The sequence below is a fragment of the Peribacillus sp. GL_122 genome, from assembly GCF_057835005.1.
This window is the reverse complement of sequence record NZ_CM174415.1, coordinates 5,029,350-5,054,333: the sequence shown is the minus strand read 5'-3', so window position 1 is coordinate 5,054,333 and position 24,984 is coordinate 5,029,350. Positions and strand designations below refer to the sequence as shown.

Annotated in this window: 26 protein-coding genes and 1 pseudogene; 20 read left to right on the top strand and 7 right to left on the bottom strand. The window is 39.0% G+C overall.

What is annotated here, in order from left to right:
- Positions 1 to 146: 146 nt before the first annotated feature.
- The 4 genes from AC3ISB_RS24490 to AC3ISB_RS24475 all read right to left on the bottom strand — a co-directional run bounded on the left by AC3ISB_RS24490 (position 147) and on the right by AC3ISB_RS24475 (position 3,572).
- On the bottom strand, positions 147 to 419 hold the full coding sequence (locus AC3ISB_RS24490) for a YesK family protein (protein WP_141994586.1): 273 nt from the start codon (positions 417 to 419) through the stop codon (positions 147 to 149).
- 503 nt (positions 420 to 922) lie between these two features.
- Entirely contained in the window at positions 923 to 2,305 is a 1,383-nt protein-coding gene (gene bioA / locus AC3ISB_RS24485; RefSeq protein WP_489274770.1) for an adenosylmethionine--8-amino-7-oxononanoate transaminase, read from the bottom strand.
- Entirely contained in the window at positions 2,302 to 3,009 is a 708-nt protein-coding gene (gene bioD / locus AC3ISB_RS24480) for a dethiobiotin synthase (RefSeq protein WP_489274768.1), read from the bottom strand. Before bioD ends, bioA begins: the two co-directional genes overlap by 4 nt.
- A complete protein-coding gene (locus AC3ISB_RS24475; RefSeq protein WP_098372985.1) occupies positions 2,988 to 3,572 on the bottom strand; it encodes a biotin transporter BioY in 585 nt (194 codons plus the stop codon). Before AC3ISB_RS24475 ends, bioD begins: the two co-directional genes overlap by 22 nt.
- A gap of 380 nt (positions 3,573 to 3,952) precedes the next feature.
- Between AC3ISB_RS24475 and bioB the strand changes: the two genes are divergently transcribed.
- From bioB to AC3ISB_RS24455, 4 genes are all read left to right on the top strand, one after another.
- Positions 3,953 to 4,918, top strand: a complete 966-nt coding sequence (gene bioB, locus AC3ISB_RS24470; protein ID WP_218925128.1) for a biotin synthase BioB — start codon at positions 3,953 to 3,955, stop codon at positions 4,916 to 4,918.
- A gap of 670 nt (positions 4,919 to 5,588) precedes the next feature.
- A complete protein-coding gene (locus AC3ISB_RS24465; RefSeq protein ID WP_141994614.1) occupies positions 5,589 to 6,287 on the top strand; it encodes a polysaccharide deacetylase family protein in 699 nt (232 codons plus the stop codon).
- 17 nt (positions 6,288 to 6,304) lie between these two features.
- Positions 6,305 to 6,904, top strand: a complete 600-nt coding sequence (locus AC3ISB_RS24460; protein ID WP_098372989.1) for a DedA family protein — start codon at positions 6,305 to 6,307, stop codon at positions 6,902 to 6,904.
- A gap of 123 nt (positions 6,905 to 7,027) precedes the next feature.
- A complete protein-coding gene (locus AC3ISB_RS24455) occupies positions 7,028 to 8,194 on the top strand; it encodes an MGDG synthase family glycosyltransferase (protein ID WP_489274765.1) in 1,167 nt (388 codons plus the stop codon).
- Between the two features lie 190 nt (positions 8,195 to 8,384).
- On the opposite strand, the gene AC3ISB_RS24450 is transcribed toward AC3ISB_RS24455, so the two are convergent.
- Complete coding sequence (locus tag AC3ISB_RS24450) at positions 8,385 to 9,311, bottom strand: substrate-binding domain-containing protein (protein WP_489274764.1); 927 nt, start codon at positions 9,309 to 9,311, stop codon at positions 8,385 to 8,387.
- Positions 9,312 to 9,459: 148 nt separating this feature from the next.
- Here AC3ISB_RS24450 and modA point away from each other — a divergent pair, with 148 nt between their 5' ends.
- Complete coding sequence (gene modA / locus AC3ISB_RS24445) at positions 9,460 to 10,263, top strand: molybdate ABC transporter substrate-binding protein (protein WP_489274763.1); 804 nt, start codon at positions 9,460 to 9,462, stop codon at positions 10,261 to 10,263.
- A 231-nt stretch (positions 10,264 to 10,494) separates the two neighbouring features.
- Here the strand turns inward: modA and AC3ISB_RS24440 are convergent, their stop codons facing one another.
- Entirely contained in the window at positions 10,495 to 11,277 is a 783-nt protein-coding gene (locus tag AC3ISB_RS24440) for a COG4705 family protein (RefSeq protein WP_480340612.1), read from the bottom strand.
- A 362-nt stretch (positions 11,278 to 11,639) separates the two neighbouring features.
- Here AC3ISB_RS24440 and AC3ISB_RS24435 point away from each other — a divergent pair, with 362 nt between their 5' ends.
- The 15 genes and pseudogenes from AC3ISB_RS24435 to AC3ISB_RS24365 all read left to right on the top strand — a co-directional run bounded on the left by AC3ISB_RS24435 (position 11,640) and on the right by AC3ISB_RS24365 (position 23,721).
- Positions 11,640 to 12,338: a response regulator transcription factor gene (locus AC3ISB_RS24435; protein WP_452453725.1), complete on the top strand. Its 699-nt coding sequence runs from the start codon at positions 11,640 to 11,642 to the stop codon at positions 12,336 to 12,338.
- Positions 12,339 to 12,341: 3 nt separating this feature from the next.
- Entirely contained in the window at positions 12,342 to 13,703 is a 1,362-nt protein-coding gene (locus tag AC3ISB_RS24430) for a sensor histidine kinase (protein WP_480340613.1), read from the top strand.
- A gap of 69 nt (positions 13,704 to 13,772) precedes the next feature.
- Positions 13,773 to 14,480: a polysaccharide deacetylase family protein gene (locus AC3ISB_RS24425; RefSeq protein WP_489274759.1), complete on the top strand. Its 708-nt coding sequence runs from the start codon at positions 13,773 to 13,775 to the stop codon at positions 14,478 to 14,480.
- Positions 14,481 to 14,499: 19 nt separating this feature from the next.
- Positions 14,500 to 15,099 (top strand): DedA family protein, encoded by a 600-nt coding sequence (locus AC3ISB_RS24420; protein ID WP_489274757.1) that lies wholly within the window; start codon positions 14,500 to 14,502, stop codon positions 15,097 to 15,099.
- A gap of 258 nt (positions 15,100 to 15,357) precedes the next feature.
- Positions 15,358 to 16,524 carry an MGDG synthase family glycosyltransferase gene (locus AC3ISB_RS24415; RefSeq protein ID WP_480340616.1) on the top strand — a complete coding sequence of 389 codons (1,167 nt, stop codon included), beginning with the start codon at positions 15,358 to 15,360 and terminating at the stop codon, positions 16,522 to 16,524.
- 187 nt (positions 16,525 to 16,711) lie between these two features.
- Positions 16,712 to 17,314, top strand: a complete 603-nt coding sequence (gene uptA, locus AC3ISB_RS24410) for an undecaprenyl phosphate transporter UptA (protein ID WP_480340617.1) — start codon at positions 16,712 to 16,714, stop codon at positions 17,312 to 17,314.
- A gap of 563 nt (positions 17,315 to 17,877) precedes the next feature.
- A pseudogene (locus AC3ISB_RS24405) lies at positions 17,878 to 18,310 on the top strand (GNAT family N-acetyltransferase).
- 175 nt (positions 18,311 to 18,485) lie between these two features.
- Entirely contained in the window at positions 18,486 to 18,833 is a 348-nt protein-coding gene (locus AC3ISB_RS24400; RefSeq protein ID WP_328129351.1) for a hypothetical protein, read from the top strand.
- 61 nt (positions 18,834 to 18,894) lie between these two features.
- Positions 18,895 to 19,395 carry a hypothetical protein gene (locus tag AC3ISB_RS24395; RefSeq protein WP_098372999.1) on the top strand — a complete coding sequence of 167 codons (501 nt, stop codon included), beginning with the start codon at positions 18,895 to 18,897 and terminating at the stop codon, positions 19,393 to 19,395.
- Between the two features lie 111 nt (positions 19,396 to 19,506).
- On the top strand, positions 19,507 to 19,662 hold the full coding sequence (locus AC3ISB_RS24390) for a hypothetical protein (RefSeq protein ID WP_489274754.1): 156 nt from the start codon (positions 19,507 to 19,509) through the stop codon (positions 19,660 to 19,662).
- Positions 19,646 to 20,401 (top strand): AAA family ATPase, encoded by a 756-nt coding sequence (locus AC3ISB_RS24385; protein ID WP_489274752.1) that lies wholly within the window; start codon positions 19,646 to 19,648, stop codon positions 20,399 to 20,401. The genes AC3ISB_RS24390 and AC3ISB_RS24385 overlap by 17 nt, the downstream gene beginning before the upstream one ends.
- Before the next feature lie 189 nt (positions 20,402 to 20,590).
- Positions 20,591 to 20,971 carry a GntR family transcriptional regulator gene (locus AC3ISB_RS24380; protein WP_076370154.1) on the top strand — a complete coding sequence of 127 codons (381 nt, stop codon included), beginning with the start codon at positions 20,591 to 20,593 and terminating at the stop codon, positions 20,969 to 20,971.
- Positions 20,968 to 21,654 carry an ABC transporter ATP-binding protein gene (locus AC3ISB_RS24375; protein ID WP_098373004.1) on the top strand — a complete coding sequence of 229 codons (687 nt, stop codon included), beginning with the start codon at positions 20,968 to 20,970 and terminating at the stop codon, positions 21,652 to 21,654. Before AC3ISB_RS24380 ends, AC3ISB_RS24375 begins: the two co-directional genes overlap by 4 nt.
- On the top strand, positions 21,651 to 22,484 hold the full coding sequence (locus tag AC3ISB_RS24370) for a hypothetical protein (RefSeq protein WP_181762312.1): 834 nt from the start codon (positions 21,651 to 21,653) through the stop codon (positions 22,482 to 22,484). Before AC3ISB_RS24375 ends, AC3ISB_RS24370 begins: the two co-directional genes overlap by 4 nt.
- 28 nt (positions 22,485 to 22,512) lie before the next feature.
- Positions 22,513 to 23,721: a hypothetical protein gene (locus AC3ISB_RS24365; RefSeq protein WP_141994599.1), complete on the top strand. Its 1,209-nt coding sequence runs from the start codon at positions 22,513 to 22,515 to the stop codon at positions 23,719 to 23,721.
- Between the two features lie 62 nt (positions 23,722 to 23,783).
- On the opposite strand, the gene AC3ISB_RS24360 is transcribed toward AC3ISB_RS24365, so the two are convergent.
- The gene (locus AC3ISB_RS24360; protein WP_144529040.1) at positions 23,784 to 24,983 is read right to left on the bottom strand and encodes an MFS transporter; all 1,200 of its coding nucleotides are present in this window, start codon (positions 24,981 to 24,983) and stop codon (positions 23,784 to 23,786) included.
- Between the last annotated feature and the right edge of the window lies 1 nt (position 24,984).

Genomic DNA, 24,984 nt, shown 5'->3' with positions numbered 1-24,984 from the left:
TCCTGCTTAGCATGTATCTATTTAATATCACGGGTGGAGGGGGCAAACGCCCAACATATCCGGCTATTTTTCATTTCGGCAATTGGTCTTTTATTCGTTTTAGTCTTTGTATATATTCCTATTTTCATAGTCATTTGAATTTAACTCTATCTTTGCACACCTCTGTTTTTAATCGCAATAATTGAAGCCGCAATAGCAAAGGGAAGTAAAAAGAAAGCCAGTATTCCATATCCAGCTCCTTCAAACCCTCTAATGTTCACAAAACCAATGTAAAACAAAATAATTGAAGTTATTACGGTTAATATGCCTGGTAAAAGCCTTATAAATAAAGATAAATGTAATTTCCTAAACCACCACGCCAAAAATACTACTAACATTCCAGGGACACAAGCAACCAGGAGTGGAACTCCCAACATCATTTTGTAACCTCCTCAAATATCTTATGTAAATGATACCATAATAAGGAAGTCTTTTCTTTTTTATTTAAATAATGAAAGAGACAGCAGGGGGTAGCTGCCTTCTTCAATTTAATGTGGCTTTATAAAATAGGAAAAAACCATGAAGTATAACCTAGTCCTGTTTTAAAATCACGGTTCGGGATTAAACCATTCCGAAGTCCGCTTTGTCAACAAAAGGGTTTCTATCAAAATTTTAAAACAAAGTTGATTGGAGCGGGTGTTCGAGACTCCTGCGGGAAAAGCGCGTCCAAGGGAGACCCCACAGGCGCGTAGAGCGCCGAGGAGGCTCCCGGACCGCCCGCGGAAAGCGAGTGCCTGGAGTGGAAATCAACGTTGCGATACTCATGCCGAATAACTGGCTAGACGAGACGAGACCTCGTAGGCGCTTGCTTTGATGAGGCTTGGCCTACAGAAAGGGAAAGGAAGAAACCGGATGAGCCCTGCTCTTCCGGTTCCTTTTTGAATCAGTTTGCTGCTGGAATCAATCCTTTATGAATGGAGACTTCCTGGATGGCACGGTAGACGGTTTCGACCATGAAATCGAGTTCTTTTTCTGACATGGAAAGGATTGGCATCATCGTGATGACTGGACCAAGTTCCCGGATGATCAGGCCATTTTCCCGTGCTGTATGGATGATCCCGGAAACGACGTTCTCTTGGAGGGTGAACGTTTCTTTTGTTTCACGGTCTTTAACGATTTCCACTCCAATCATGAAGCCGCGCTGGCGAATATCGCCGACGATCGGAAGTTCGTATAGCGCTTGCAGTCTTTGTGATAGATATTTAGATCTTTTCTGGATGTCTTTAATGAGATTGCGGCTTTCCATCAGCTCGATATTCTTCAGGGCCAGTGCACAGGCTAGCTGGTTTCCTGTATAGGTGTGGCCGTGATAGAAGGTTTTATGCTCTTCCCGTTCTCCCAAGAAGGATTGAAAGATCTGCTCGTTCATGATGGTGGCTGCGAGTGGCATATATCCCCCAGTGATCCCTTTGCCCATACACATGATATCGGGGACGACATCTTCCTGTTCGCAGGCAAACATTGTACCGGTGCGACCGAATCCTACGGCCACCTCGTCACAAATTAAGAGGATATTGTACTTTTTGCATAATTGTTCGACCTCTTTCAAAAAGCCCTGGGGATGGGTTATGATGCCTGCTGCTCCCTGTACCAGCGGTTCAATGATCAATCCTGCAATTTCCTCTGATTGTTCTTGCAGTAACTTCTCCAGTTCCTTCAAGCAATGGTTTTTCACGGCTTCTTGATCCCCGTACTCAGTCATGTGATAGGCATATGGTGAAGGGGCGGAGATCCGTTGAAATAAGAGGGGCTTAAAGATTCTATGGTATAGATCCATGCCGCCCACACTCACAGCTCCGACAGTATCGCCGTGGTATGCTTCGTCAAGTGAGACGAATTTGTTTTTATTCTGATGTTTGACGGGATCGATATTCTGCCAATATTGATAAGCGACTTTAAGAGCGATTTCCACAGCGGCAGATCCCGTGTCGGAGTAGAATACTTTCGATAAAGAACCAGGAGTGATCTCTGCCAGTTTTTTTGCCAGTAAGATCGATGGTACATTCGCAGATCCAAGCAGCGTGGAGTGCGCGACTTTATTCACTTGTTCAATAAGGGCGCCGTTTAATTCCGGCTCGTTATGCCCGTGCACATTCACCCATAATGAAGCATAGCCGTCGAGGTAGCGTTTACCATCCACATCAATCAGGTAGCTGCCTTCGCCGCGCTCGATGATCAGCGGTTTACTTTCCCGATACGTTTTCATTTGCGTGAACGGATGCCATACATATTCCTTATCCCATTGTTCTAAATCCTGACTGTTCATGCTTTGAACACCTCTTTCAGTTGTTGGGTATAATTTTGATCACCAAGCAAATTAAGGATGCATTTCCTCAAGTCTTTTCTGACATCGGCCATTGTTGGGATGCAGGCGAGACCATTCAGCCCAGTCAGCTTTTCAATGGTTTCGATATTGTCTTGATGAATCCGATCTTCTGGCCGGTAATGATTATACAAAATGGTTTTCACGTTTATATGATGGACTTGGGCATAAGAATGGGTCGTCACGACATCATGAATCGCCCCTAAACCGCTTGTGGATACGAAGAGGACAGGCATGCGGCAATCCCTTATGAAATCCGCCGTCATATAGAAACCTTCCGTCCGTTCAATGAGCGGCACAGCCAATCCGCCAGCGCCCTCGACTAATACGATGTCATACATTTCCTCAAGTTCATGAACCCTTTCCACGACTTTCTTCTCATCGATTTGACTACCAGTTAATTTAATCGCCAAATGTGGGGAAGTTTCGGGCTCCAGTGTGTAAAACCCTGATTCCTTTACACCGAGCTCCTGCTCAAACCAAGATATATCCGGGTATGTATTATTTTCCTCATTGATTCCAGTTTGAAATGGCTTGAAGATCGTGACGCTTTTTCCCAATGTTTGAAGCGACAGATAGAGCGCACTCGTGACGATGGTCTTTCCAATATCCGTGCCAGTTCCGGTTATAAAGTAGGCTTGGCCCATGGATGATTCAGCTCCTTTACGTTTATATATTTTTCAATGCGCGGACGTACTTGTTGAATGATGGCAGCACATAGAATGCATAGCATTAAATCACCGGGTACAGGTAATAAGAAGCCGTAAAGAATCGTTTGGTTGATTGAAAGCGGCGTTTCCACAATCCACTTCATCGCACCATACAGCCAGATGCAGCCGAAAAAGTAAACTGTCAGCAAAGAGGCGGCATTAGCAAAGAATATGGAACGAATCGTGGAGAGGGAAAACCGGTTGATCAGCCATCCATTTACATAGGCTCCCAGTATATATCCGAGCAAATAGCCGAAAGTGGGTTTGAATATGTAGCCGAATCCCCCGCCTTCAGCAAACACGGGCACCCCGATAAGTCCGATCAGGACGTAGCATAACTGACTGAGCATCCCAAGCCGGGGCCCCAATAATGCGCCTGCCAAATAGACTGCCAGAATTTGCAGTGTGAATGGTATGTAAGGGATAGGTATCTTAATAAAGGCGCCAATGGCAGTTAACGCGGTAAAAAGGGCCACATAAGAAATCGTCCTTGCTTTCAAGTTTTCAACCTCCTTTTTAGAAATGGCTGGCAGAATGCCCACTATTAGTTTGCCTGATTCTCATTTTATATGTCAACTAATTTATATATTTAGTTAACATATAAAATGCCAGCTTTCCTAGGATTTAAAGGACAGACTAGGAAAATATTGAAAAAAGACCATTGAATAATATTTTGTATGTATGTTATTATTCAATCGATATGTTAACTTAAAATATTTAAGGTTAACATATTAAAAGTTTTATTTTGTCTTGAGTGTGCAAAATGATCCAATCCGTTCCAAGGATCAGGTAATTAATCGCGGAAGATTCATGGGAAGGAATATAGAACATTAAAAGAAAAGAGGGATTAGGTTTGGAAACATTGGTTAGGGATTGGAAGATGTTGGCGGAGAACGTTATCAAAGGATATAAAGTGACGAAGGAAGAGGCATTATCCATCGTACAAGCCCCAGACGAAGAGGTTTTGGAAATTCTGAATGCAGCCTATCTCATACGTAAGCACCATTATGGGAAAAAGGTTAAATTGAATATGATCATCAATACAAAGTCAGGATTATGTCCGGAAGATTGCGGCTACTGCTCGCAGTCAATCGTTTCGGAAGCCCCAATCGATAAATATGCTTGGCTGACTAAAGAAAAGATTGTCGAGGGAGCGCAAGAATCAATTCGTCGCAAAGCGGGTACTTATTGCATCGTTGCGTCCGGCCGACGTCCTACCAACAGGGAAATCGATCATGTCATTGAAGCGGTAAAAGAAATACGCGAAACGACGGATCTTAAAATCTGCTGCTGTTTAGGTTTCCTGAATGAGGAACATGCCGGCAAACTGGCGGAAGCAGGCGTTCATCGCTACAACCACAACTTGAATACATCACAGGAGAACTACAGCAAAATTACATCGACACATACATATGAAGACCGGGTAGATACAGTTGAAGCTGTGAAGGATGCCGGAATGTCCCCGTGTTCTGGTGCCATTTTCGGTATGGGGGAATCTGAGGCGGAAGCGGTGGAAATCGCCCTATCCTTACGAAGCCTTGATGCAGATTCCATTCCTTGTAATTTTCTTAATGCAATTGACGGAACGCCGCTTGAGGGAACTTCCGAGTTGACCCCCACTAAATGCCTGAAATTGATTTCGATGATGAGATTCGTTAATCCGAGTAAAGAAATCCGTCTGGCCGGCGGTCGTGAGGTCAATCTCCGTTCCATGCAGCCTATGGCACTTTATGCAGCCAATTCCATATTCGTCGGCGATTATTTAACGACAGCCGGTCAAGAACCCACAGCCGATTGGGGAATCATCGAAGATCTGGGATTTGAAATTGAAGAATGTGCTCTTTAATTGGATTTTTTAAAAAAAACACCCTTAGGGTGTTTTTTTCAGTTTGTCGATAAAATACTGTCTTATGAGACCCTTACTCGATTTCTGAAATGAACTGACTGTTTTTTTGAGGGTTTGTTAAAATAGAACGTTGATTTCCACTCCAGGCACTCGCTTTCCGCGGGCGGTCCGGGAGCCTCCTCGGCGCTCTTTGCGCCTGTGGGGTCTCCCTTGGACACGCTTTTCCCGCAGGAGTCTCGTACCCTTCGTTCCAATCAACTTTGTTTAAAAAATTCAGATAGAAACCCATTTTTCGACAAAAGAAGGTTCGGATTGATCTCACCCCGAACCATGATAATAAAACAAGACCAGATTATACTTAATGTTTTTTTTCTGTAACCCTTATTGGATTTCTGAAATCATCCGAACACTTTTCGTTTTCTTCGAAGTTGTCTATAGTCTGGGTGTTTTATGATTTTACTGTAAGCGGGCTATTGGTCTGTCAATCTTTACAAAAATAAAAAAATAATTGATAAGTGAAAGTAATGAAAAAAAAATGCTAAATTGTAAGGGGAGGTTTTTTAATGAATTACCTGAATACAATAACATTTGCTGCATTGTGGTAAATGATTATGATAAAGGGAAAGGATTAGTATTGGTAATATCAATAATGAGAGGATAGTTTTGTGTGATGCATATATGGCTGATTAGTTTTATTATTTTATTATTGCTATTAATCTTTTATACGATTATCCCAACGGTGGTTATTCGTGTAAGCAGTCTGGGAATAACAAAAAAAATCAATTCGAATAATGGGATTGCGCTAACTTTCGATGATGGCCCAAACCCTGAATATACAATAAAATTACTTGATCTTTTAAAAGAGTTTGAGATAAAGGCCACATTTTTTGTTGTTGGCAATAAAGTGAAAAGTAATCCTGAGATTATTAAAAGAATGAATGAAGAGGGACATACTATCGGTATCCATCATTTTCATCATGTTTCAAGTTGGGTGCTATCACCAATCCATCTACGGAAACAGTTGGAAATGACTGAAAAGGCGATAAATGAAGTTACGAATGAAAAGGTTGTTTTTTATAGACCGCCATGGGGCCATTTTAATCTATTCACCCCAATTTTCAGTAAGAAATATAGAGTGATAATGTGGTCCGGCATCTTTGGGGATTGGAAGGCCGAAAATTGCAAAAATACTCTGCTTGATCAACTGCGAAGCACTTCGACGGAAGGTTCCATCCTGTTGCTTCATGACTGTGGTGAAACCTTGGGGGCGGATAAAGAGGCACCAGGCTATATGATCGAAATGTTAAAAATTTACCTGCAGGAGAGTAAGGAAAAGGGAACACGCTTCATTACTTTAAAAGACTTATAACTAATTCTGGGGGTATTATGAATATAGATACGCTTTTACATTTTATTGATTCATATGGATACCTGATCATTTTTCTTTTTTTATTCTTCGGCATTGTGGGAGTGCCTGCTCCAGAAGAATCACTTCTATTCCTAATTGGGGTGTTGGCTGTCCAAGGTAAGCTCTCACTAGGTTTGGCAATGCTGTGTGCAATTCTCGGCGCCTTTATCGGAATGCTTGCAGCTTATGCATGCGGAAAATATGTGGGGTATCCATTTATAAATAAATATGGAAGATTCATTGGGATTACGAGTGAACGCTGGGAGAAAGCAAAGAAAAACTATACGGATAATGCACAAAAAACCTTAGTATTGGGATTTTATATTCCGGGTATAAGACAAATTAGTCCATATTTTGCAGGGATCTCATCTATACCCTTTCGGAAATACTTCCTATTTTCCCTATTAGGCACTTTACTCTGGACCGTTCCTTTTATAGTGGCCGGTTATTTTGTGGGGGATGCTTTTGATGTTAATCCTAAATATGTTCCATATTTAGGTGTTGTATTTTTAATTATTTTCGTACTATATGTTACTATCAAATACATGAAAAAGAGAAAACAAATGTCCAAAAGTTGAGTCGGCTCCTTATTATAAACCGTTGGAAATGAAAAAGGATTTGTTCAACGATATTTTAGGAGGAAGATATCATGAGCTATATATTTTCGTGTTTTCAGAATGATTTCTTAGGAGATGACACATATGAAGAAGGTTTTGTTTTTACCTCTCTTTCGAATGCAGTCGGGACATCATCAAGTTGCAGAGGCATTAATGGATATGTTAAAAAAGCATTCAAATGGGATTACTTATAAAAAAATCGATCTAATCAGTTATACCAATACTTCTTTAGAAAAAATCATTGCAAGCAGTTATCTAACATGGATCCGTTATGCGCCGGAAACCTATAATCTTGCCTATAAGAATCTGTTTTATGTGCACTCGCCAAAGGAACGGATATTTAAATGGTATCAGCAATTATTCATGAATAAACTGGAACAATTGATAGCTGAGGAAGAGCCTGATTTAATTGTGTGTACACACGGTTTCCCTTCCTACCTTTTGAGTCAGCTAAAGATAAAAGGGAAGTGCAGCACACCGGTAATAAACGTGTACACGGACTTCTTCATTAATAATGTGTGGGGAAGCGAAGGGATAGACGCCCATTTTCTTCCTAGTCAAGAAGTAAAAGAAAAGCTGATGAGCATGCGTCAAATACCAAAACAAACGATGATGGTCACTGGCATACCCGTGCACGAGGAAATCACTAAAAATGCTTCTGTTCAAAAAAACACAGAACGGCCCAAAATATTGATATCCGGAGGAAATAGCGGTCTGGGAGGGATTTTGAACTTAGGTGATGAGTTAAAGACTTCAACCGACTTTGATTATTTAGTTCTTTGCGGAAATAACAACAAGCTGTATGAAGAACTCGATACATGGAACTTACCTCATATCAAGCCATTGCCTTATATCTCCTCAAGGTCTGAAATGAATAGGCTTTATGAAGAAGTTGACGCAATCGTTACGAAACCAGGCGGTGTCACGATTAGCGAAGCATTGCGAAAAAGGCTTCCCATTTTTGTTCACTCCAGGCTTCCGGGGCAGGAGGAAATTAATCTGCAGTATTTAAAACAACAAGGACTTGTATTTAAACTTAATCAGAAAACGCCTTTTGAAAAACAATTGCTGAGTATATTGAAAGATCAGAAAAAAATGAAAAAGTGGAGCACATCCATAGAATCCTATCATAAGGAAATAGAGTTGGAGAAACCTGAGGGAATAGTGGAGGTCATGAAATTGATCCTTAACCTTAATCAAAATGGTACGCCTTCCTATCTAGCCCGACAGCCCAAACTCCTTTATAGCTGAGGTTATTGTGTTCCCCGTAAGAAAAGGCTTTTTATGCTAGTCTTCTATTTGGAATTGCCAAAGATATATGAACAGAAGAACCCGAAAAAAGGCTTCAAAGGGGGTGATTTCAAATAGAACCGTTTGAAATCATTGACCATGGCTTGATGCATACGTAACAGGAAGGCTGCTGAATCAGTAGCCTTCCTGTTTAATATGTCTCGTATATGATAGAGCCTGTCTGAGAAATATCATAATCGCCTAAAGCTTTGATTTCAGCTTGAAATGGATTCGATGATAAAATCCTCTTAACAACGTTTATGAGCTCTTCGTTTTTCGGAGATTTTAAAATAACAAGGTCATAACGTTCTGTAATTAATGGGACAAAGTCAACTCCAACGATTTTTGCAGCTTTTTCAATTCCCACACCCACATCCGCTTTCCCCGCAGAAACCGCTGAAGCCACACTTAAGTGGTTGGTCTCTTCGTTTTCATATCCCTTAAGATCTTTAGAAAATATTCTGTGAATCCTTAGCTGCTCATCAAGAAGAATTCGTGCTCCCGATCCTCTTTCCCGATTGATGATGGCCAAGTCTTTATGTTTTAAATCAGTCCAATTTGTGAGGCCAAAGGGATTTCCCTTTTTAACATATAAACCGGCTTTCCTTGAAACAAGATTAAGTAAAATATAAGGATAACCGACCAGAATCTTTTTTATATAAGGAAGATTATATTCCCCAGTATCTCCATCAAACATATGCAAACTAACGATGTCGGCATCCCCATTGTACATGGATATAAGACCGCTTAGACTTCCTGTGTTAGATCGTAATGTTTTATAGCTGGAGTGCTTTTGAATGTGCTGACCTAGTATATCCAACACCATGTCTTGCCCGCTTATGACAAGGTTAAGGGAATCCTTCACTTCGTTTCCAGGGAGTTCGGCAACAGGAGCAGGGGATTTACTGGATTTATGGTTATTAATATACAACTCCAAATCTTTTGCATCCATTCTCATCTGCCTTCCCACACGGAATACTGGGAGTTCCCCTTTTTTAACAAGATCATAAATTGTCAATTTAGATACCTTTAAAAGCTGTGCCACTTCCTCGATCGTATAGGAAAGCTCTTTTGACATGTGCATCCCTCCGTTCTTTATTGTATCTTAGAGTCCTTAAAAAAGTAAATTCACAGCAAAAAGGGCATTGATTAAAACCTTTTATACGACTTATACTAGTTATAATTAGATATAACTAATTATAACTAGTAAGGAAGGAAGAGGGACTTTGAAAAAAATATACCTTATGATTTTTTCGGTTATGATGCTTGTGATAGTGGGGGCAGGGTGTTCAAGTGATGAAGAAAAAATCGCAGAAAAGCAGACGCAACAAGCTGACGAGAAAGTGGAACTGACGATTTCGGCAGCAGCAAGTTTGCAAGATTCCTTAAATGAAATAAAGAAGTCTTTTGAAAAAGAGAATGCAAATGTGAAAGTTCATTATAACTTTGGAGCCTCTGGAGCGCTTCAGCAGCAGATATCCCAAGGAGCACCTGTTGACCTATTTTTCTCAGCTGCAGAAGATAAATTTGATAAATTAGTAGAGGAAGATCTTATTGAAGAGAAAAACGGAATCGATTTAGTCGGCAATGATCTGGTACTGGTGGTGCCAAAGGATTCCAAAAAGGGAATCGGATCACTGGAAGACCTCACTAAGGCCGCTAAAATTTCGATTGGCACTCCAGAGTCTGTACCGGCAGGGCAGTATGCGAAACAAACTTTGGAAAACATGAACCTCTTTAAAGAGGTTGAAGATCGATTGGTATATGCCAAGGATGTCCGGCAGGTGCTTACATATGTGGAAACGGGGAACGTGGACGCAGGACTTGTTTATAAAACAGATGCCTTAAGCTCAGAAAAAGTAGAAATCGTTGCAGTGGCTGATAAAGACTTGCACGATCCTATTATCTATCCGGTAGGTGTGATTAAGGAAAGTTCGCATCCTAAAGAAGCCCAACTATTTTACGAGTATCTCCAAAACAAAGATTCAAAGAAGGTTTTTGAAAAATACGGATTTGGAAATTTGAATTAATGCCGCAGTTATGTAAAATAAAGATAAATTTCATTCTATAACAAAGGCCACCAATTTGGTGGCCTTTTCTTTTGTGCGTCCGGCATGGGTGCAATCTATAGGGTGAAACCCGAATATGAAAGCTATATCAAGTAAATGTAGGAGATAGATCGGGGAAAGATTGTACTTTTTCCCAGAGGTCTGTAACCTGTTCAGTGATGGACAGCTGAATTATCAGAACTTGACCTACCTCTACTCCACAACTTTGCTCTCATCTTTTCTTGTTTTGGTCAAATAGAATACCAAGCCTAAGATAATTACGAGGAAGATCAAACTGGTTCCCGTCGTACCTAGACCAAGGCCACCCTTATCATGAGGTTGTGACAGATAGTCGCCAAGAGAGGCGCCGAGAGGACGAGTCAAGATGTAGGCAATCCAGAAGGAAAGCACTGTATTTAGTTTGAAACCGTAGTGGGCGATGGTCACCACCCCAATCAATGCCGCAAACATAAGTGCTGACTTCCAATAGCCCATGTTGAGACCTTCTGCTATGAGATCACCAGCTGCGGTACCCAAGGCGAAGGTGAACAAGATGGCCAACCAGTAGAACGCTTCTCGTTTGGACGTGTAGATAGAGTGAATGGACAGTGTCTTCTCACTCGCATACCAAGCCGCAAACGTCGCAAGCATCGCAACTGTGAAGATGATAGTTGTGGTCACCAGACTGACCCCAAGATTGTCCACGAGGTTGTCGGTAATTAGCGTGCCTACAACGCTAATCATCACTACCGTAAACCAGTAAATCCTTGGCACATACTTACTCGCTTTGAATTGGAAGAAAAGCGTTATGATCAAAAGGACACTCATGATTAAAGTTGTGTTGGTCAAGCCCAATTTCAGATTTCCAATCAGGAAGTCTGCGGCCGTCTCGCCCACAGTGGTTGCCATTATTTTGATGATCCAGAAGTAAATGATGACTTCCGGAACCTTGTTCAACATCTGACGCCCGATGGATGGGCTTTTTGTATCATTCATTTATGAATCCTCCTTATCTTCTTTTGTTTTATTTCGTTTTCGATAAAACCTTATTGGATAGTTCTTTTGTTCGATATATTCACCATATCAAGTCAACCTTAACGCAACTTGAAAAAAGGATTAAAAATCAATTAAAAGGCGAAATTAAAAGCAAAATAATGCTAAATTGTAGAAAGAGCATTTCAATAATTAGTAAAAGCGAGTAAAATGCAGGACTTTGGAGCAAATATAGAAGGGTATTGAATTATAAGCGGACGACAATTTTCTGTATTTAGGATGGAACTAATATTCCTAGCTAAATTCGATAAATACATGTGGATGTGGCTTCCTTTCCATATTGCACTCAAGTAGGAGGGTTTTAAATGAAACAGCGTATTTTGGTTGTAGAAGATGAAGTCCAGATAGCAACGATATTAAAGATAGAACTCGAGTACGAAGGGTATGAAGTGCTTGTGGCCCATACTGGTAAGGCGGGGTTGGAAGCTGCATTACAGGGGAAATTAGATTTAATACTTTTAGATGTTATGTTACCTGAGATGAATGGTATTGAAGTTTTAAGAAGAATACGAAATGAGAACACCTTACTGCCAATCATCCTATTAACAGCCCGTAATATTACGATGGATAAGGTGACGGGACTAGATCAGGGAGCCAATGACTATATAACGAAGCCTTTTGAAATCGAGGAGTTATTGGCAAGAATACGTTCTTGTATTCGTCAGAATTCAATAGCTGCCAAAGCTTCAAAAGAAGAGGAATCGATCTTATCAATTAAGGATCTATTCATTAATCTCGATACTCGGGAGGTTAACAGGGGCGATTTTTCTATAGCGTTAACCCCGAAGGAATTTGATTTACTCGTTTATTTACTATCCAATAAAAATAAAATAGTGACACGAGAAAATATCCTGATTAATGTATGGGGTTATGAGTATGAAGGGGAGACCAATGTAATCGATGTGTATATCCGTCATTTAAGAAAGAAAACGGAAGAAGGTTTTTCTGATCCGACGATTATTCAGACGGTAAGAGGAATTGGCTATACAGTAAGGGAGAATTAAGTAATGAAAATTACAACAAAAATTAACCTGATTACGACAGCTTGGATACTCTGTGTGTTGGTTGCAGTCAATGCTGTTGTATTTATTTCTTTTATGAAAATTACTGTAAATATGGAAGAGGATATATTAGTTCACAAAGCGCAAAATATTATTGCTGAAATTCAAAAGGATGATTCTCCTCAAGAGATAGAAAAAAAATTAACGACATATTTAACGAATCATTCATTTATACGGATTATTCAACCTGATTCTCAAATTAGTAGCGAAGTATCCAGTGACCCTTATTTGATTACTAAATTTAAAGGTGAATTTTCAAGCGAACAAGAATCGCAAAGAAGCACAATTAGACAAGCGAAAAAAGAAGAACAAATATTAATTGTTAGGGTACCTATTCTATCCGAAGGTAAAGTTGTTGAAACTTTAGAAATTGGTGATAGATTACTAGGACTGGAATTAGGGAAGGATGTATTACTTTCCATTCTGACATTTTGTACGCTATTAGGGGCGGGGTTATCGTTGCTAGGCGGCAGGTGGTTATCGAATGTAATTATGAGACCTATTTCCAATATGATTAATACGATGGAGGATATTGAACAAAGCGGTATACCAAAAAAAATCATCATCCAACATGAAACAAAGGATGAACTGCAAAAAATGGCTGTTACATTCAATCGGATGATGGGCAGATTGGATGCAAATTTGGATAAACAGAAACAATTTATTTCGGATGCTTCTCATGAAATAAAGACCCCGCTTACGATTATAAAAAGTTATGCTGATCTACTGCGTAGACGTCGTATACAAAACGAAGAGAAAGCATTTGATGTTATCAATGTAATTCATTCAGAGGCAACCCGTATACAGAAAATGACGGAAAGGCTGCTAGAATTAGCCGATACAGAATTGGAAAATACTTTGGATTATAAATCATTGAATGTAATAACTTTATGTCAGAACGTGTTTAATCAATTCAAAGAAGTCTATGATCGGGAAATAGATTTTCATTATCAAGAAGATTCCATTATGGTTATAGCAGATGAATTGAAGATAAAACAGGTGATCATTATCCTTTTAGATAACGCAATCAAATATAGTACAGACAAAATTGATGTGTATGTAAAGGATCAGTTAGACTCTACGGTCATTAGGGTAAAAGATTATGGGATTGGAATACCTGAGAATGAAATAGAAAATATCTTCGAACGTTTTTACCGGGTGGATAAGGCTAGAAGCCGGGAGACAGGTGGAACAGGGCTAGGTTTGTCGATAGCCAAAAATATAATGAATCAACATAATGGGGAAATTAAAGTGGTTAGTACCGATGGAAAAGGAACAGAGGTGGTATTGTCCTTACCCAAAAGGTAATCTGCTACTTGCTAAATGATTAAGAAGGCGCAAGATAATTTGCCGCTAAATACAAGAATGAGGTGTTCTGTGAGTGACATTAATATGATGATTAGCTTGAGTATCTTATTATTGCTATTTCTCGTTTATACGATTGTCCCAACGGTATTTATTCGTGTATGCGGACTGGGCATAACCAAAAATATCAAGAGGAATAATAGGATAGCCCTAACTTTTGATGATGGGCCTAACCCTGAATATACGACACAATTACTTGACCTTTTAAAAAGGTATAAGATAAAGGGTTCGTTTTTTGTTGTGGGCAGTAAAGTGAAAAATAACCCTGATATCATTAAACGAATGCATGAAGAAGGACATACAATTGGAATCCATCATTTTGATCATATTTCAAGCTGGGTCCTTTCGCCATTTCATTTAAGGAAACAGTTAGATATGACTGAAAAGGCCATAATGGAATGTACCCATGAAAAAGTCACTTTTTACAGACCTCCATGGGGCCATTTTAATATTTTTACGCAAATTGCCAGTAAGAAATTTCAAGTGATCATGTGGTCAGACATTTTCGGAGATTGGAAAGTGGAAACATGTAAAAATGACCTACTTGATCAATTGCGAAAAACGTCAACAGAAGAAGGTTCCATTCTCCTGCTCCATGATTGTGGGGAAACCTTGGGGGCGGATAAAGAAGCACCTCGATATATGATTGAAGCCTTGGAAGTTTACCTACAAGAAACAATAAAAAAGGGAACACAATTTATTACATTAAAAGACTTATAAACTGATTCGAGGGGATTTTATGAATATAGATAGTATCTTACATTTTATTGACTTATATGGCTATCTTATCATTTTTCTTTTTTTATTCATGGGCATTGTTGGAATTCCCGCCCCAGAAGAATCTCTTCTATTTCTAATCGGAGTCTTGATTGGACAAAATAAGCTCTCTTTTGGTTTAGCCATGCTGAGTGCATTTCTTGGAGCCTTTATAGGGATGCTTATCGCTTATGCATGTGGGAAATACGTTGGGTATCATTTTATAAAAAAATTTGGAAAATACGTGGGCATTACAAATGATCGCTGGGAGAAAGTACAGGGAAAGTATATGAAAAATGTCCAAAAAACAATTGTGTTTGGATTTTATCTACCAGGAATAAGACAAATTAGTCCGTATTTTGCAGGAATCAATCATATCCCCTTCTGTAAATTTCTCCTCTTTTCCCTGCTAGGCACGGTTCTCTGGACTGTCCCTTTTATAGTGGCAGGGTATTATATGGGCAATGCCTTTCATATAAATCCGGAATATGTTCCACTTTTAGGTGTCGTATTCATAGTTTTTTTATTGATATACGTTTCTATCAATTATATGAAAAAGAAAAAAAAGAATGCCCAAAAATAGGCCCACTTCGTAAGGATGATCCCCATCCCGATTGGAATAACCAGTTTCTACAATTGGTTTTCTAATCGGGCTATTTAGTTTAGAGAAGGGGACTTAAGATACCTTGAACGTATCATTAAAAATTGATTAAAAAGAAAGTTTTTAACAAAATCAGTGATATATTGTAAGAGGAAAAAAGCTCTTGAACATGCAAATAGTCTTTTTTCTTAGTATGTAATCATCGTATTAAAAGAATGATTTCTATAGGAGATGACATATATGAAGAAGATTTTGTTTTTACCTCTCTTTCGCATGCAGTCAGGACATCATCAAGTTGCAGAGGCCTTAATGGATATGTTAAAAAAACATACAAACGGAGTTACTTTGAAAAAAGTGGATCTGTTAAGTTATACAAGTAACTCTTTAGAAAAAATGATAACAACTGGGTATTTAAAATGGATCCGTTATGCACCTGAAACCTATAATCTCGCTTATAAAAACCTTTTTTACGTTTCCTTGCCGAAGGAACGTTCCTTTAAATGGTATCAATATATATTCTTGAAGAAAATGGAACAATTGATAGCGGAGGAAAAGCCAGATTTAATTGTGTGTACACACGGGTTCCCTTCCTATCTTTTAAGCCAGTTGAAAATAAAAGGGAAATGCAATATCCCAATTATCAACGTGTATACGGATTTCTTTATTAATAATGTGTGGGGAAGCAAGGAGATTGATATTCATTTTCTTCCTACCCAGGAATTGAAAGAAAAGCTAATAATCAAGAATCAAATACCGAAACATAGCATGATGGTAACTGGTATTCCTGTGCATGAGGAAATCACTAAAAGAGCCCGTGTATTAAAAAACGCAGATCGCCCCAAAATTTTAATCTCAGGAGGAAACAGTGGCCTGGGTGGGATATTGAATTTAGCTGATGAGTTAAAGAAATCAACTGACTTTGATTATTTTGTACTTTGTGGTAACAACAAAAAGCTATATGATGCAATAGATACGTGGGATTTAGCTCATATTAACCCATTACCTTATATCTCATCAAGGTCAGAAATGAACAAACTTTATGAAGAAGTGGACGCAATCGTTACGAAACCCGGCGGTGTCACCATTAGTGAAGCACTTCGAAAAAGGCTACCGATTTTTGTTCATTCAATGCTTCCAGGACAGGAGGAAATTAATCTACAGTATTTAAAAGACCATAAACTTGTATTTGAACTCAATCACAATTTATCATTTGAAAAACAAATACTCAGTATTTTAAAGGACCATAAAAAAATGGATCAGTGGGATATATCCATCGAATCTTATCAAAAGGAAATAGAGTTGGAAAAACCTGAGGGAATGGTGGAAGTAATGAAATTGATCCTTAATCTTAAACAAGCAAGTAAGCCGTCATATCTAACCAATCAGTCAAAAGTTATTTATAGCTAGGGGTAATTCAGTTCCAGTAACATGATGTTAAAATTATCTGTTCTGTATTTAATGAATCGACGGGAAGATTCGTTTAATCAGCAGCAATTTGTAGCGGGCGCCATTGGGTGATCTACAAGGGGAATTATCAACAACGGTCGAGATTTTTTTAAGAGAAAAGCTGAAAATGAAAGAGGGAAGCTGATTTATGAACGACTTTATCCAATCTATCCTACTTACACTTATGGATTATGGGTACCTTGGAATTACCCTCGGTCTTATGATTGAAATCATTCCTAGTGAAATTGTATTATCTTATGGAGGCTTTTTAGTATCCCAAGGAAACATCAGTTTTATAGGGGCGGTTATTGCCGGAACAATTGGTGGAACCATCGCTCAGATCTTTGTTTATCTAATCGGATATTATGGTGGAAGACCATTTTTAGAACGATACGGAAAGTATATTTTCATACACAAGAAACATATTGAGCTATCGGAATCCTGGTTTACTAACTATGGACCAAGTGTCATTTTTACGGCTCGGTTCATTCCGGTTGTCAGACATGCTATTTCGATACCAGCAGGGATTTCTAAAATGTCTTTAATAAAATTCACGAATTATACGCTACTAGCCGTACTTCCATGGTCTGTGCTTTTTGTATTCCTCGGGATGAAGTTAGGAAGCAATTGGGGACAGATTAATGAGATGGCCAAGCCCTATATCCAGCCAATCGCAGTAGTTGCAGTTCTTATTATTGCAGGAATGTTCATTCGCGGGTACATGAAAAAAAAGAAAAACAAAGTTTTATGAAGTTTATGGATTTAAGGAAGGGTTGTTATGAAACATAATAGGATACTTACAAAAGCCTTTATAACAACAGGAACCGAACCGATAAACGTGAAAAACTTCACAACGAATCATCGATATTGACGGTAATAGCTTTCCAAGGGGACATTCGATGGAATCAGTTGGGTTTTATAATATGAATTAATTAAAAAGACCACCAATTTGGTGGTCTTTTTTTATAATTTATGAGGAAATAGATTGGTATTTCTTCCTTTATTTTGAAACTTTATCATCCGTAATCCGTATATGATGTGAACGATAGTAGTGAAAGTGAAAAATCAACAAGGCCACATTTAAGAAAACACCATTTGAAATGGATGGGGTTAAAGGTCGTTGTTAGGTTTCCTCATAATATTAAGATTCTTTTATTTGTAAATTTGATTAAGGGAAGGAATATAGAAGCAATAGAATACTTATAAATAGTATAGAAAATGTATTAGTAATATTTTTTAATAGGACAAATATTCAAATGGCAATGGAACTACTTAACTAACATGTACTAGCCCTTAGAAAGGATGCTTTCATTCATGGAAATAAGGAAACCAACTGATTATGAACTTCAAAAGGTTGTATCACTTTCGCCACAAGCTGTTTTTGACGGCACATTAGGTGAAGTGAAGCCAACTAAACAAAAAATCAAACAACTTGTTGAACCACTGCTTGCAAAAGGGAGTTAATGTCATTGCGATAGAAGAAGATCAATTAATGTGGATTCTATTAGGAGCAAGTAAAGATCAGTTTACGGATAAGATGAATGGATTTATTTATGAACTTTTTGTAATAGAAGAATACAGAGGGAAATGTATTTCTAAGAGATTAATGGAGTCAGCAATTGATTTTCTAAAACAAGATGGGCAATCTGAAGTCCGTCTAAGTGCTTTTGCCCAGAACAAAGCTTTTAAGCTCTACGAAAAAATGGGCTTTAACATCAGAACCATTACGATGAGTTTGCCGTTATGACTCTTTCAGTGGATGTTTCGCAATAGAGGAATATGTACTTGGAGGATTCCTTAGTTGACTATGGGCTGATAATCCTGATAAAAAAGCAGATTTATTACATAAAAAAGGATAGTAATTAACCGTCCTAAAGCTTTTATCTATTAGTGTTAGACCTATTTACAGGGGGGATAAAAAAGTGAATGAAGCAATAATTAGTTTTCTTATTATTGTAATGTTGATCATTGCGTTCACATACGGTCTCATAAGACAAATACGGCAAATAGTTAGTATCAGAAAAGGAAATAAATCAGATTATGTTCATTACAAAAGAACAGTAGTTGGAAACTATCTGAGTTGCATTTCATATGCGGGTTTTCTTATTGCCTATATCTTAAATGTACTTCTTGCATCACGTATTATACCTAGTGTATTTTTTACAAGTGATAACACCAGTTTCAGTTGTTTTAGTTTTTTTGCCTTACTATTGATTGCGAAATTTGGAATTATTCCTAATGATTCAAAACAGGGGGATTTACAGAATTGATGATGTCAGAGGATGTTCAATATTCTTATGAATACAAATACGTAATTAAGAAAGAGGAAATATGAAAAAAATTCCGCTAACACTATTAATCATCGGAATATCCATTACCTTTGTCTTAAGCTTTGCCATGCCAGAGTTGGCAGGCAAAGTAAAAAACGATATAAGCTCTATGAAAATCCTATACTCCTACAGCGTTACAAAGTCATTCTTGGAACAAACCGAAGAAACAATCGAAATGGCATCTGTACCTCTGGGTAAAATAAAGACCCAAGATGTTAATATCCGCACAGATGTTCAGCTTGAAGAAACACCACTGAATATTCAGGGTGTAGTGAAGGAAAACCTAAACAAGCCAGAAGAGTACAAACACGAAGTCACCTTAACTGGCCCCGAAAAAGGGTTTACCTATCGGAAATATTATCTTACCAAAAATTACGATAAAGGAACTTACACAGTTATACGGACTAATAAAATAACTGGAAAAGAAAAGGAGTATGCCGGAACGTACTATGAACCGAGTACTCAGGATCCAATCATCGCGTGGTCACGTGACAAAAAGTAAAAAAGGTATGTGATTGATGACAGCTCTTATTACTACGCTTATTCCATTGTTACAATAGATAAAAACGATAGTCTAAAACAAGACCCCCATTCTAGGGGGATTTTTTAATTAATGAACATGATTAATATGAAAGTTGGGGGAAAAATGGAAAGACCAGTTTTGATTGAGAATTACAACCCTAATTGGGTTACTGAGTTCGAACAGGAAAAAGCAAAGATTAAGGAAGTCCTAAAGGAGAAGGTGATAACAAATGAAACTAGATTATGATTCACAGTACATCAGGGGCATCTACCTGAATAGAGACCGAATATCTTCGTATGACCATTTCCCCCTTGACCTGCCGGTTATCAAGCACCTTCAAGAAGTGGCTTTTCATCCCAGTGTTACATATGTTATCGGGGAAAATGGAATGGGAAAGTCCACTTTGCTGGAAGGCATTGCGCTTGCGTATGGCTTCAATCCGGAAGGCGGAACGTTGAATTTCAATTTTTCCAATTATGATTCACATTCCAATTTGGACGAATACCTCCGTTTGAAAAAAGGCGTGTACAAACCGAAGGATAATTTTTTCTTTAGGGCGGAAACCTTTTATAATTTAGCTACGAATATAGAGGAATTAGACAGGGAGGCATCGTTCGGTTCGAAAATCATCGATTCCTTCGGTGGAAAATCACTTCATCAGCAATCTCATGGGGAATCGTTTTTTTCAGCTTTTGTAGAACGATTTCAAGGCAATGGATTGTATATCCTCGATGAGCCTGAAGCTGCTTTGTCGCCATTGAGACAAATATCGATGCTGGCCAGGATAAATGAGCTTGTTCAACAAGGCTCCCAATTCATCATTTCCACCCATTCTCCGATCATCATGGCCTACCCGGATGCTAAAATCCTCCAAATTTCAGATGAGGGTATGAGTGAAGTGACTTTAGAGGAGTCCAATCACTATTTGCTAATGAAACAGTTTTTTGAAGATAAAGATCGGCTGCTGCATCATCTATTCGAATGAGATTTTTAGAATCTCCTTTAAAAAAACCCCGATTGCACTGCGCATTCGGGGTTTTCATTTTGTTGAAATTCATTATTGACAGTTTAAGTGTATTACGGGTATAGTACATCTATAAGGTGTATGAACCACTTAGTACATACACGTAAGACACTATGCATATCTTTTTTTAATAAATAGGGGGTGGTTTTAATGAACGTAAATACCCGGGAACCGGTATATCTGCAAGTCGTTAGGCATTTTAAAGAACAAATAGCCATTGGTAAATTCGTGGCCGGACAGGAAATTCCCTCCCGAAGAGAACTGGCGGCTACATTGAACATAAATCCTAATACTGCTCAAAAAGCGTATAAAGAAATGGAGGAACAGGGCTTGATTCATACTGAACGAAATTTTCCCAGTCAGATCACGACGAATGAAACGATTTTACAGGCTGTAAGGCAGGAATTGATTTTGGCAGCCGTCGATACGTTTGTCGATGCGATTCGTCCGATTAATGTACCAGTTGATGAACTGCTTCGTGTGGTTAAAGAAAAATACTCGGAAGAAATAAGGGAGGAGGAAGAAAAATGATAGAAGTAAAAAAGATCTCCAAGAACTATGGCCGGAAAAAGATCTTGGATAGTGTTTCATTTACAGCCAATAAAGGGGAAGTCACCTGCCTGATCGGGATAAATGGTGTCGGTAAAACGACAACACTCAAAGCGATCATGGGATTGACGCCATATAAAGGTGAAATCCTGATCGATGATCAAAAGATGACTAAGGACAGTTATGAAAAAATCACCTTCATTCCGGACGCACCGACCATGCTTCCGCAAATGACCATTAAACAGGCCATGGTTTTCATGTCGGATTTCTATACGTCCTGGAATCCGGAAAGAGCTAACCAACTGATGGGGTTTTTCAAGCTTAAAGGGGAAAATCGCATTTCGGAATTGTCAAAAGGGAATACAGCCAAGCTCAACCTGATGCTAGGTCTGTCACTTGACGTGGATTATGTACTGATGGACGAACCATTTTCGGGAATCGATATGTTTAGCCGCGAGCAAATTGCCGATGTCTTTGCGAGCCACCTTATTGAAGATAGGGGAGTCATCATCACGACCCATGAAATCGGTGATATTGAACATTTAATCGACAAGGTCATTTTATTGGATAACGGTACAGTGCTTAAAGAGTTCAATACAGAAGAAATGCGGGAAGAGGAAGGAAAATCCGTAGTCGATGTAATGAGAGAGGTGTATCAATCATGATGCGATATATAAAACTAGTGAACTTTGAAATCAATCGATTCAGTAAAATCTATATTAGCTTATTGTTGATCACCTTGGTTTCGCAATTTGCAGGAGTGATCTTCATAACGAAGAGCCTTCTTAATGATGCCAGGGAGATTATTTCAAATGAAAAACTATCGGAAGCCGCTTATATTGCCAAGTATGGAGGCATTGATTTTACCCATATCGCCAATACCCTCTTGTTTGTAGGACCGATTGCGCTTAGTGCGGTTGCCCTTATTTTTTACATTTTCCTTATTTGGTACCGTGATTGGTTTGGAAAAAATACATTCATTTATCGCTTATTGATGTTACCGACATCCAGGTTTTCGATCTTCCTTTCCAAAGCTACGGCCATCTTCCTAATGGTGTTAGGAATGATTGCTTTCCAGATCATCATTTTACCAATGGAAAATGCGCTATTTAATTCAAACGTACCGGAAGCGTTCTTGAATATGGAAATGTCAACTTCCACCATCACGAAATTCAGTCCGATTTTGGCATTGATCATCCCGAGTACCTTCACGCAATTCCTGATTTCCTATGGCATCGGTCTTATGATCATGTCGATATTATTCACGGCGATCATGTTTGAAAGGAGTTTCCGTATAAAAGGGATCATTTTGGGCTTGGTGTATTGCGGAATCGCTGCTGTGTTGTTTTTAGCTCCAGTTTTCGTAATGGAGTTTGGGGATTTCTATTTTTACCCTAATGAATTATTTGGCCTGCTGCTCGCATTGGGAATCATCGTGACGGGATCATCGGTTTGGCTTGGTTCTTGGTTATTGAAAAATCGCGTTACCGTATAACAACAACTATTAAAGGAGAGTGAACAAGGTGAAACGTTATTTATGCAGCATCATTATTGGAATGGTTGTCATCTTAAGCATCGGGACCTATTATGTCAAAGTAGCTTCCTCCGCTTCCAGCCTTCCAAAGTATACGTTCAAGACACTGGAAGGCAGTGATAAAGAGCTTGATCCGGTGATCATAAATGCTACGCTTCAAAATGGGAATTTTTATGAATCATTAAGATTTGAATCCAATACAACCACATATGCCAGTGAAAGTTCTTACTTGGAGAACTTAACTGGAGGACAAGATCATCAAATTGAAAGATTAATAAAAGAGCATCGTTCGTTTATGCGTGGCAAGGATTCGATTAGTTCTTTATATGAAGACGATGATTTTCTGGCTTACGCTTGGGTGAATAGCGAATTTACGAATAACGGGAAAATGGAAGCGGAGTTTGATATCGGTTTACTGGAGAAGAAAGACGAAGAAGAAACTTCTTTCCAAATTGAACTTCCCGATCAAGAGAGAATCATGAATGTTGATGTCAGGGATGTGCAGTTGGTCCATTCAAAACTGCAGGTGTTAACGATGATTGATGTGAATTCAAACAATGAAAAGCAAACGAAAGAAGTTCATCTGTATACGATCGATTTAGCTAATAAAAAAGTCTTGAGCGATAAAACCCTTTTATCTGAAACCTTTACTTACCCTAATCAAGTTGATTTTGAGATGCCAATTGATGTTGCTCCCTCCCGGCCAAACAACATGGTTTTAATTTCATTAATTAAAGGAGTAAATCATGAGGAGGGTCCTTATGAGGAAAAACTAAAAGAAAGCAAGCTGTTATCTTATAATTATGAAACGGAAAAATTAGAAACGGTTAAAAAAGGATCGCTTAGCCTGGACATGGCAAGATCAGGATATGCAGACGGGAAAAACCTTTATGCAGTTGAAATGAAATCAGGTAAATATCGCATTAAAACATTTGACCTCAGCAGTCAAACGTTAACGAATGATACGGAGCTTGACATAGCTGCTAATAAGGAAGAACAATATACTGCTGCCTTTAAAAACGGGCGTGTGTACTTCCTATTAAATGAAATGAATCAAGAGGGCAAATCAAGCAAGCCTGCCAAACTTCTGATAGCAGATTTAAAGACTGGAAAGACTTTATATAAAGGTGAAACAGTCATAAATAAAAAGAACAGCAAAAGTTTTGGACTTTATTTTGATGACTTGGAAATAAAATAAGGACCTATTATCAATGAAAAAAGGATATCCCCCAATGGGATATCCCTTTTTTTGATTATCATTTAAATGGAAGCCAAGTTCGTTCTGGCTGCACGTTCCTTCTTGCCGTGCAAGAAGTAGTAAAGGACGGAGGTTGCGATGACCACAACGCCCAGGATTACATAAAGTGTGCTGTAACCTGTTACTGGAATGATGAATCCGAGAATATAAGGGCCGAATCCAAGTCCTGCATCAAGCATGATAAAGAAGGTGGACGTTGCCATCCCCATTCGGTGAGGCGGTGTAAGTTTAACGGCAATCGCCTGCGAGCTTGATTGCATATTACCGAATCCAAGGCCGATGAGGAAACCAGCTGCCAGTAAAGTAAAACTATTCGTTGTGATACTTAAAAGCAGCAAGCCGATCCCGAAAAGCATGAACGCCGGATACATAATGAAGTTCGATCCTTTGCGGTCCATTAACGGTCCAGAGAAAGGACGTGATAACAATACAGCGACTGCGTAAACGACAAAGAAGAAGCTTGCTGTATTGACCAGATTGATTTCGATGGCATAGAAACTGATGAAAGAAAGGACGCTGGAATAACAGAATGCCAATAACAAAGTAATGATTGAAATGGGCAGAGCCTTAGGTTCAATGAAATTGGAAAGCTTGAATCCTTTGCTTTCCGTAACTTTTGCCGTCACTTTCAATGCCGGGACATAAAGGAAGAATGCAGTAATTAAGCTGATCACCCCTAAAGCCAGGCAGAAACTGAAAATCACTTGGAAGCTTGTATGTTGAGCCATATACAGACCGATGAAAGGACCGATTGCCGTCGCAAGTGTCGCGCTCATGCTGTAATAGCCGATGCCTTCTCCCTTTCGTGTTGCCGGGATGATCTGCGCGACGATTGTTCCTGTCGCAGTACTCGCCATCCCCATCGCCATCCCATGGATCAGGCGGTTAACAAGCAGGAAGCCAATTCCGAGGTCCACAAAATATAGAAGTGTTGTCAAAGTGAAAAAGATCAAACCTATGAATAATGTTTTCTTGCGGCCGATTGAATCAATGAAACGGCCAATGAACAGACGTCCGATTAACGTCCCGATTATAAAAATACCCGATATGAGTCCGGCTTCGCTTGTAGAAGCATCCAATTCATTAACAGCATAGATGGCAAGTGTGACCATCAGTAAATAAAAAATTAATGTGATGAAAAAATTGATGGACGAAACGATGACAAAGTCCTTCGTCCACAGTCTGGCTCTGGATTGATCCATG

Bases quoted from the DNA above. Each gene is read 5' to 3' on its own strand.
- AC3ISB_RS24435 (WP_452453725.1), top strand. From the start codon at position 11,640: ATGAAACAGCGTATTTTGGTTGTAGAAGATGAAGTCCAGATAGCAACG.
- bioB (WP_218925128.1), top strand. From the start codon at position 3,953: ATGTTGGCGGAGAACGTTATCAAAGGATATAAAGTGACGAAGGAAGAG.
- bioD (WP_489274768.1), bottom strand. From the start codon at position 3,009: ATGGGCCAAGCCTACTTTATAACCGGAACTGGCACGGATATTGGAAAG.
- bioA (WP_489274770.1), bottom strand. From the start codon at position 2,305: ATGAACAGTCAGGATTTAGAACAATGGGATAAGGAATATGTATGGCAT.
- AC3ISB_RS24460 (WP_098372989.1), top strand. From the start codon at position 6,305: ATGAATATAGATACGCTTTTACATTTTATTGATTCATATGGATACCTG.
- AC3ISB_RS24465 (WP_141994614.1), top strand. From the start codon at position 5,589: ATGCATATATGGCTGATTAGTTTTATTATTTTATTATTGCTATTAATC.
- AC3ISB_RS24430 (WP_480340613.1), top strand. From the start codon at position 12,342: ATGAAAATTACAACAAAAATTAACCTGATTACGACAGCTTGGATACTC.
- AC3ISB_RS24415 (WP_480340616.1), top strand. From the start codon at position 15,358: ATGAAGAAGATTTTGTTTTTACCTCTCTTTCGCATGCAGTCAGGACAT.
- AC3ISB_RS24455 (WP_489274765.1), top strand. From the start codon at position 7,028: ATGAAGAAGGTTTTGTTTTTACCTCTCTTTCGAATGCAGTCGGGACAT.
- AC3ISB_RS24490 (WP_141994586.1), bottom strand. From the start codon at position 419: ATGATGTTGGGAGTTCCACTCCTGGTTGCTTGTGTCCCTGGAATGTTA.
- AC3ISB_RS24440 (WP_480340612.1), bottom strand. From the start codon at position 11,277: ATGAATGATACAAAAAGCCCATCCATCGGGCGTCAGATGTTGAACAAG.
- AC3ISB_RS24385 (WP_489274752.1), top strand. From the start codon at position 19,646: ATGAAACTAGATTATGATTCACAGTACATCAGGGGCATCTACCTGAAT.
- AC3ISB_RS24375 (WP_098373004.1), top strand. From the start codon at position 20,968: ATGATAGAAGTAAAAAAGATCTCCAAGAACTATGGCCGGAAAAAGATC.
- AC3ISB_RS24360 (WP_144529040.1), bottom strand. From the start codon at position 24,983: ATGGATCAATCCAGAGCCAGACTGTGGACGAAGGACTTTGTCATCGTT.
- AC3ISB_RS24450 (WP_489274764.1), bottom strand. From the start codon at position 9,311: ATGTCAAAAGAGCTTTCCTATACGATCGAGGAAGTGGCACAGCTTTTA.
- uptA (WP_480340617.1), top strand. From the start codon at position 16,712: ATGAACGACTTTATCCAATCTATCCTACTTACACTTATGGATTATGGG.
- AC3ISB_RS24395 (WP_098372999.1), top strand. From the start codon at position 18,895: ATGAAAAAAATTCCGCTAACACTATTAATCATCGGAATATCCATTACC.
- AC3ISB_RS24380 (WP_076370154.1), top strand. From the start codon at position 20,591: ATGAACGTAAATACCCGGGAACCGGTATATCTGCAAGTCGTTAGGCAT.
- AC3ISB_RS24370 (WP_181762312.1), top strand. From the start codon at position 21,651: ATGATGCGATATATAAAACTAGTGAACTTTGAAATCAATCGATTCAGT.
- AC3ISB_RS24420 (WP_489274757.1), top strand. From the start codon at position 14,500: ATGAATATAGATAGTATCTTACATTTTATTGACTTATATGGCTATCTT.
- AC3ISB_RS24390 (WP_489274754.1), top strand. From the start codon at position 19,507: ATGAACATGATTAATATGAAAGTTGGGGGAAAAATGGAAAGACCAGTT.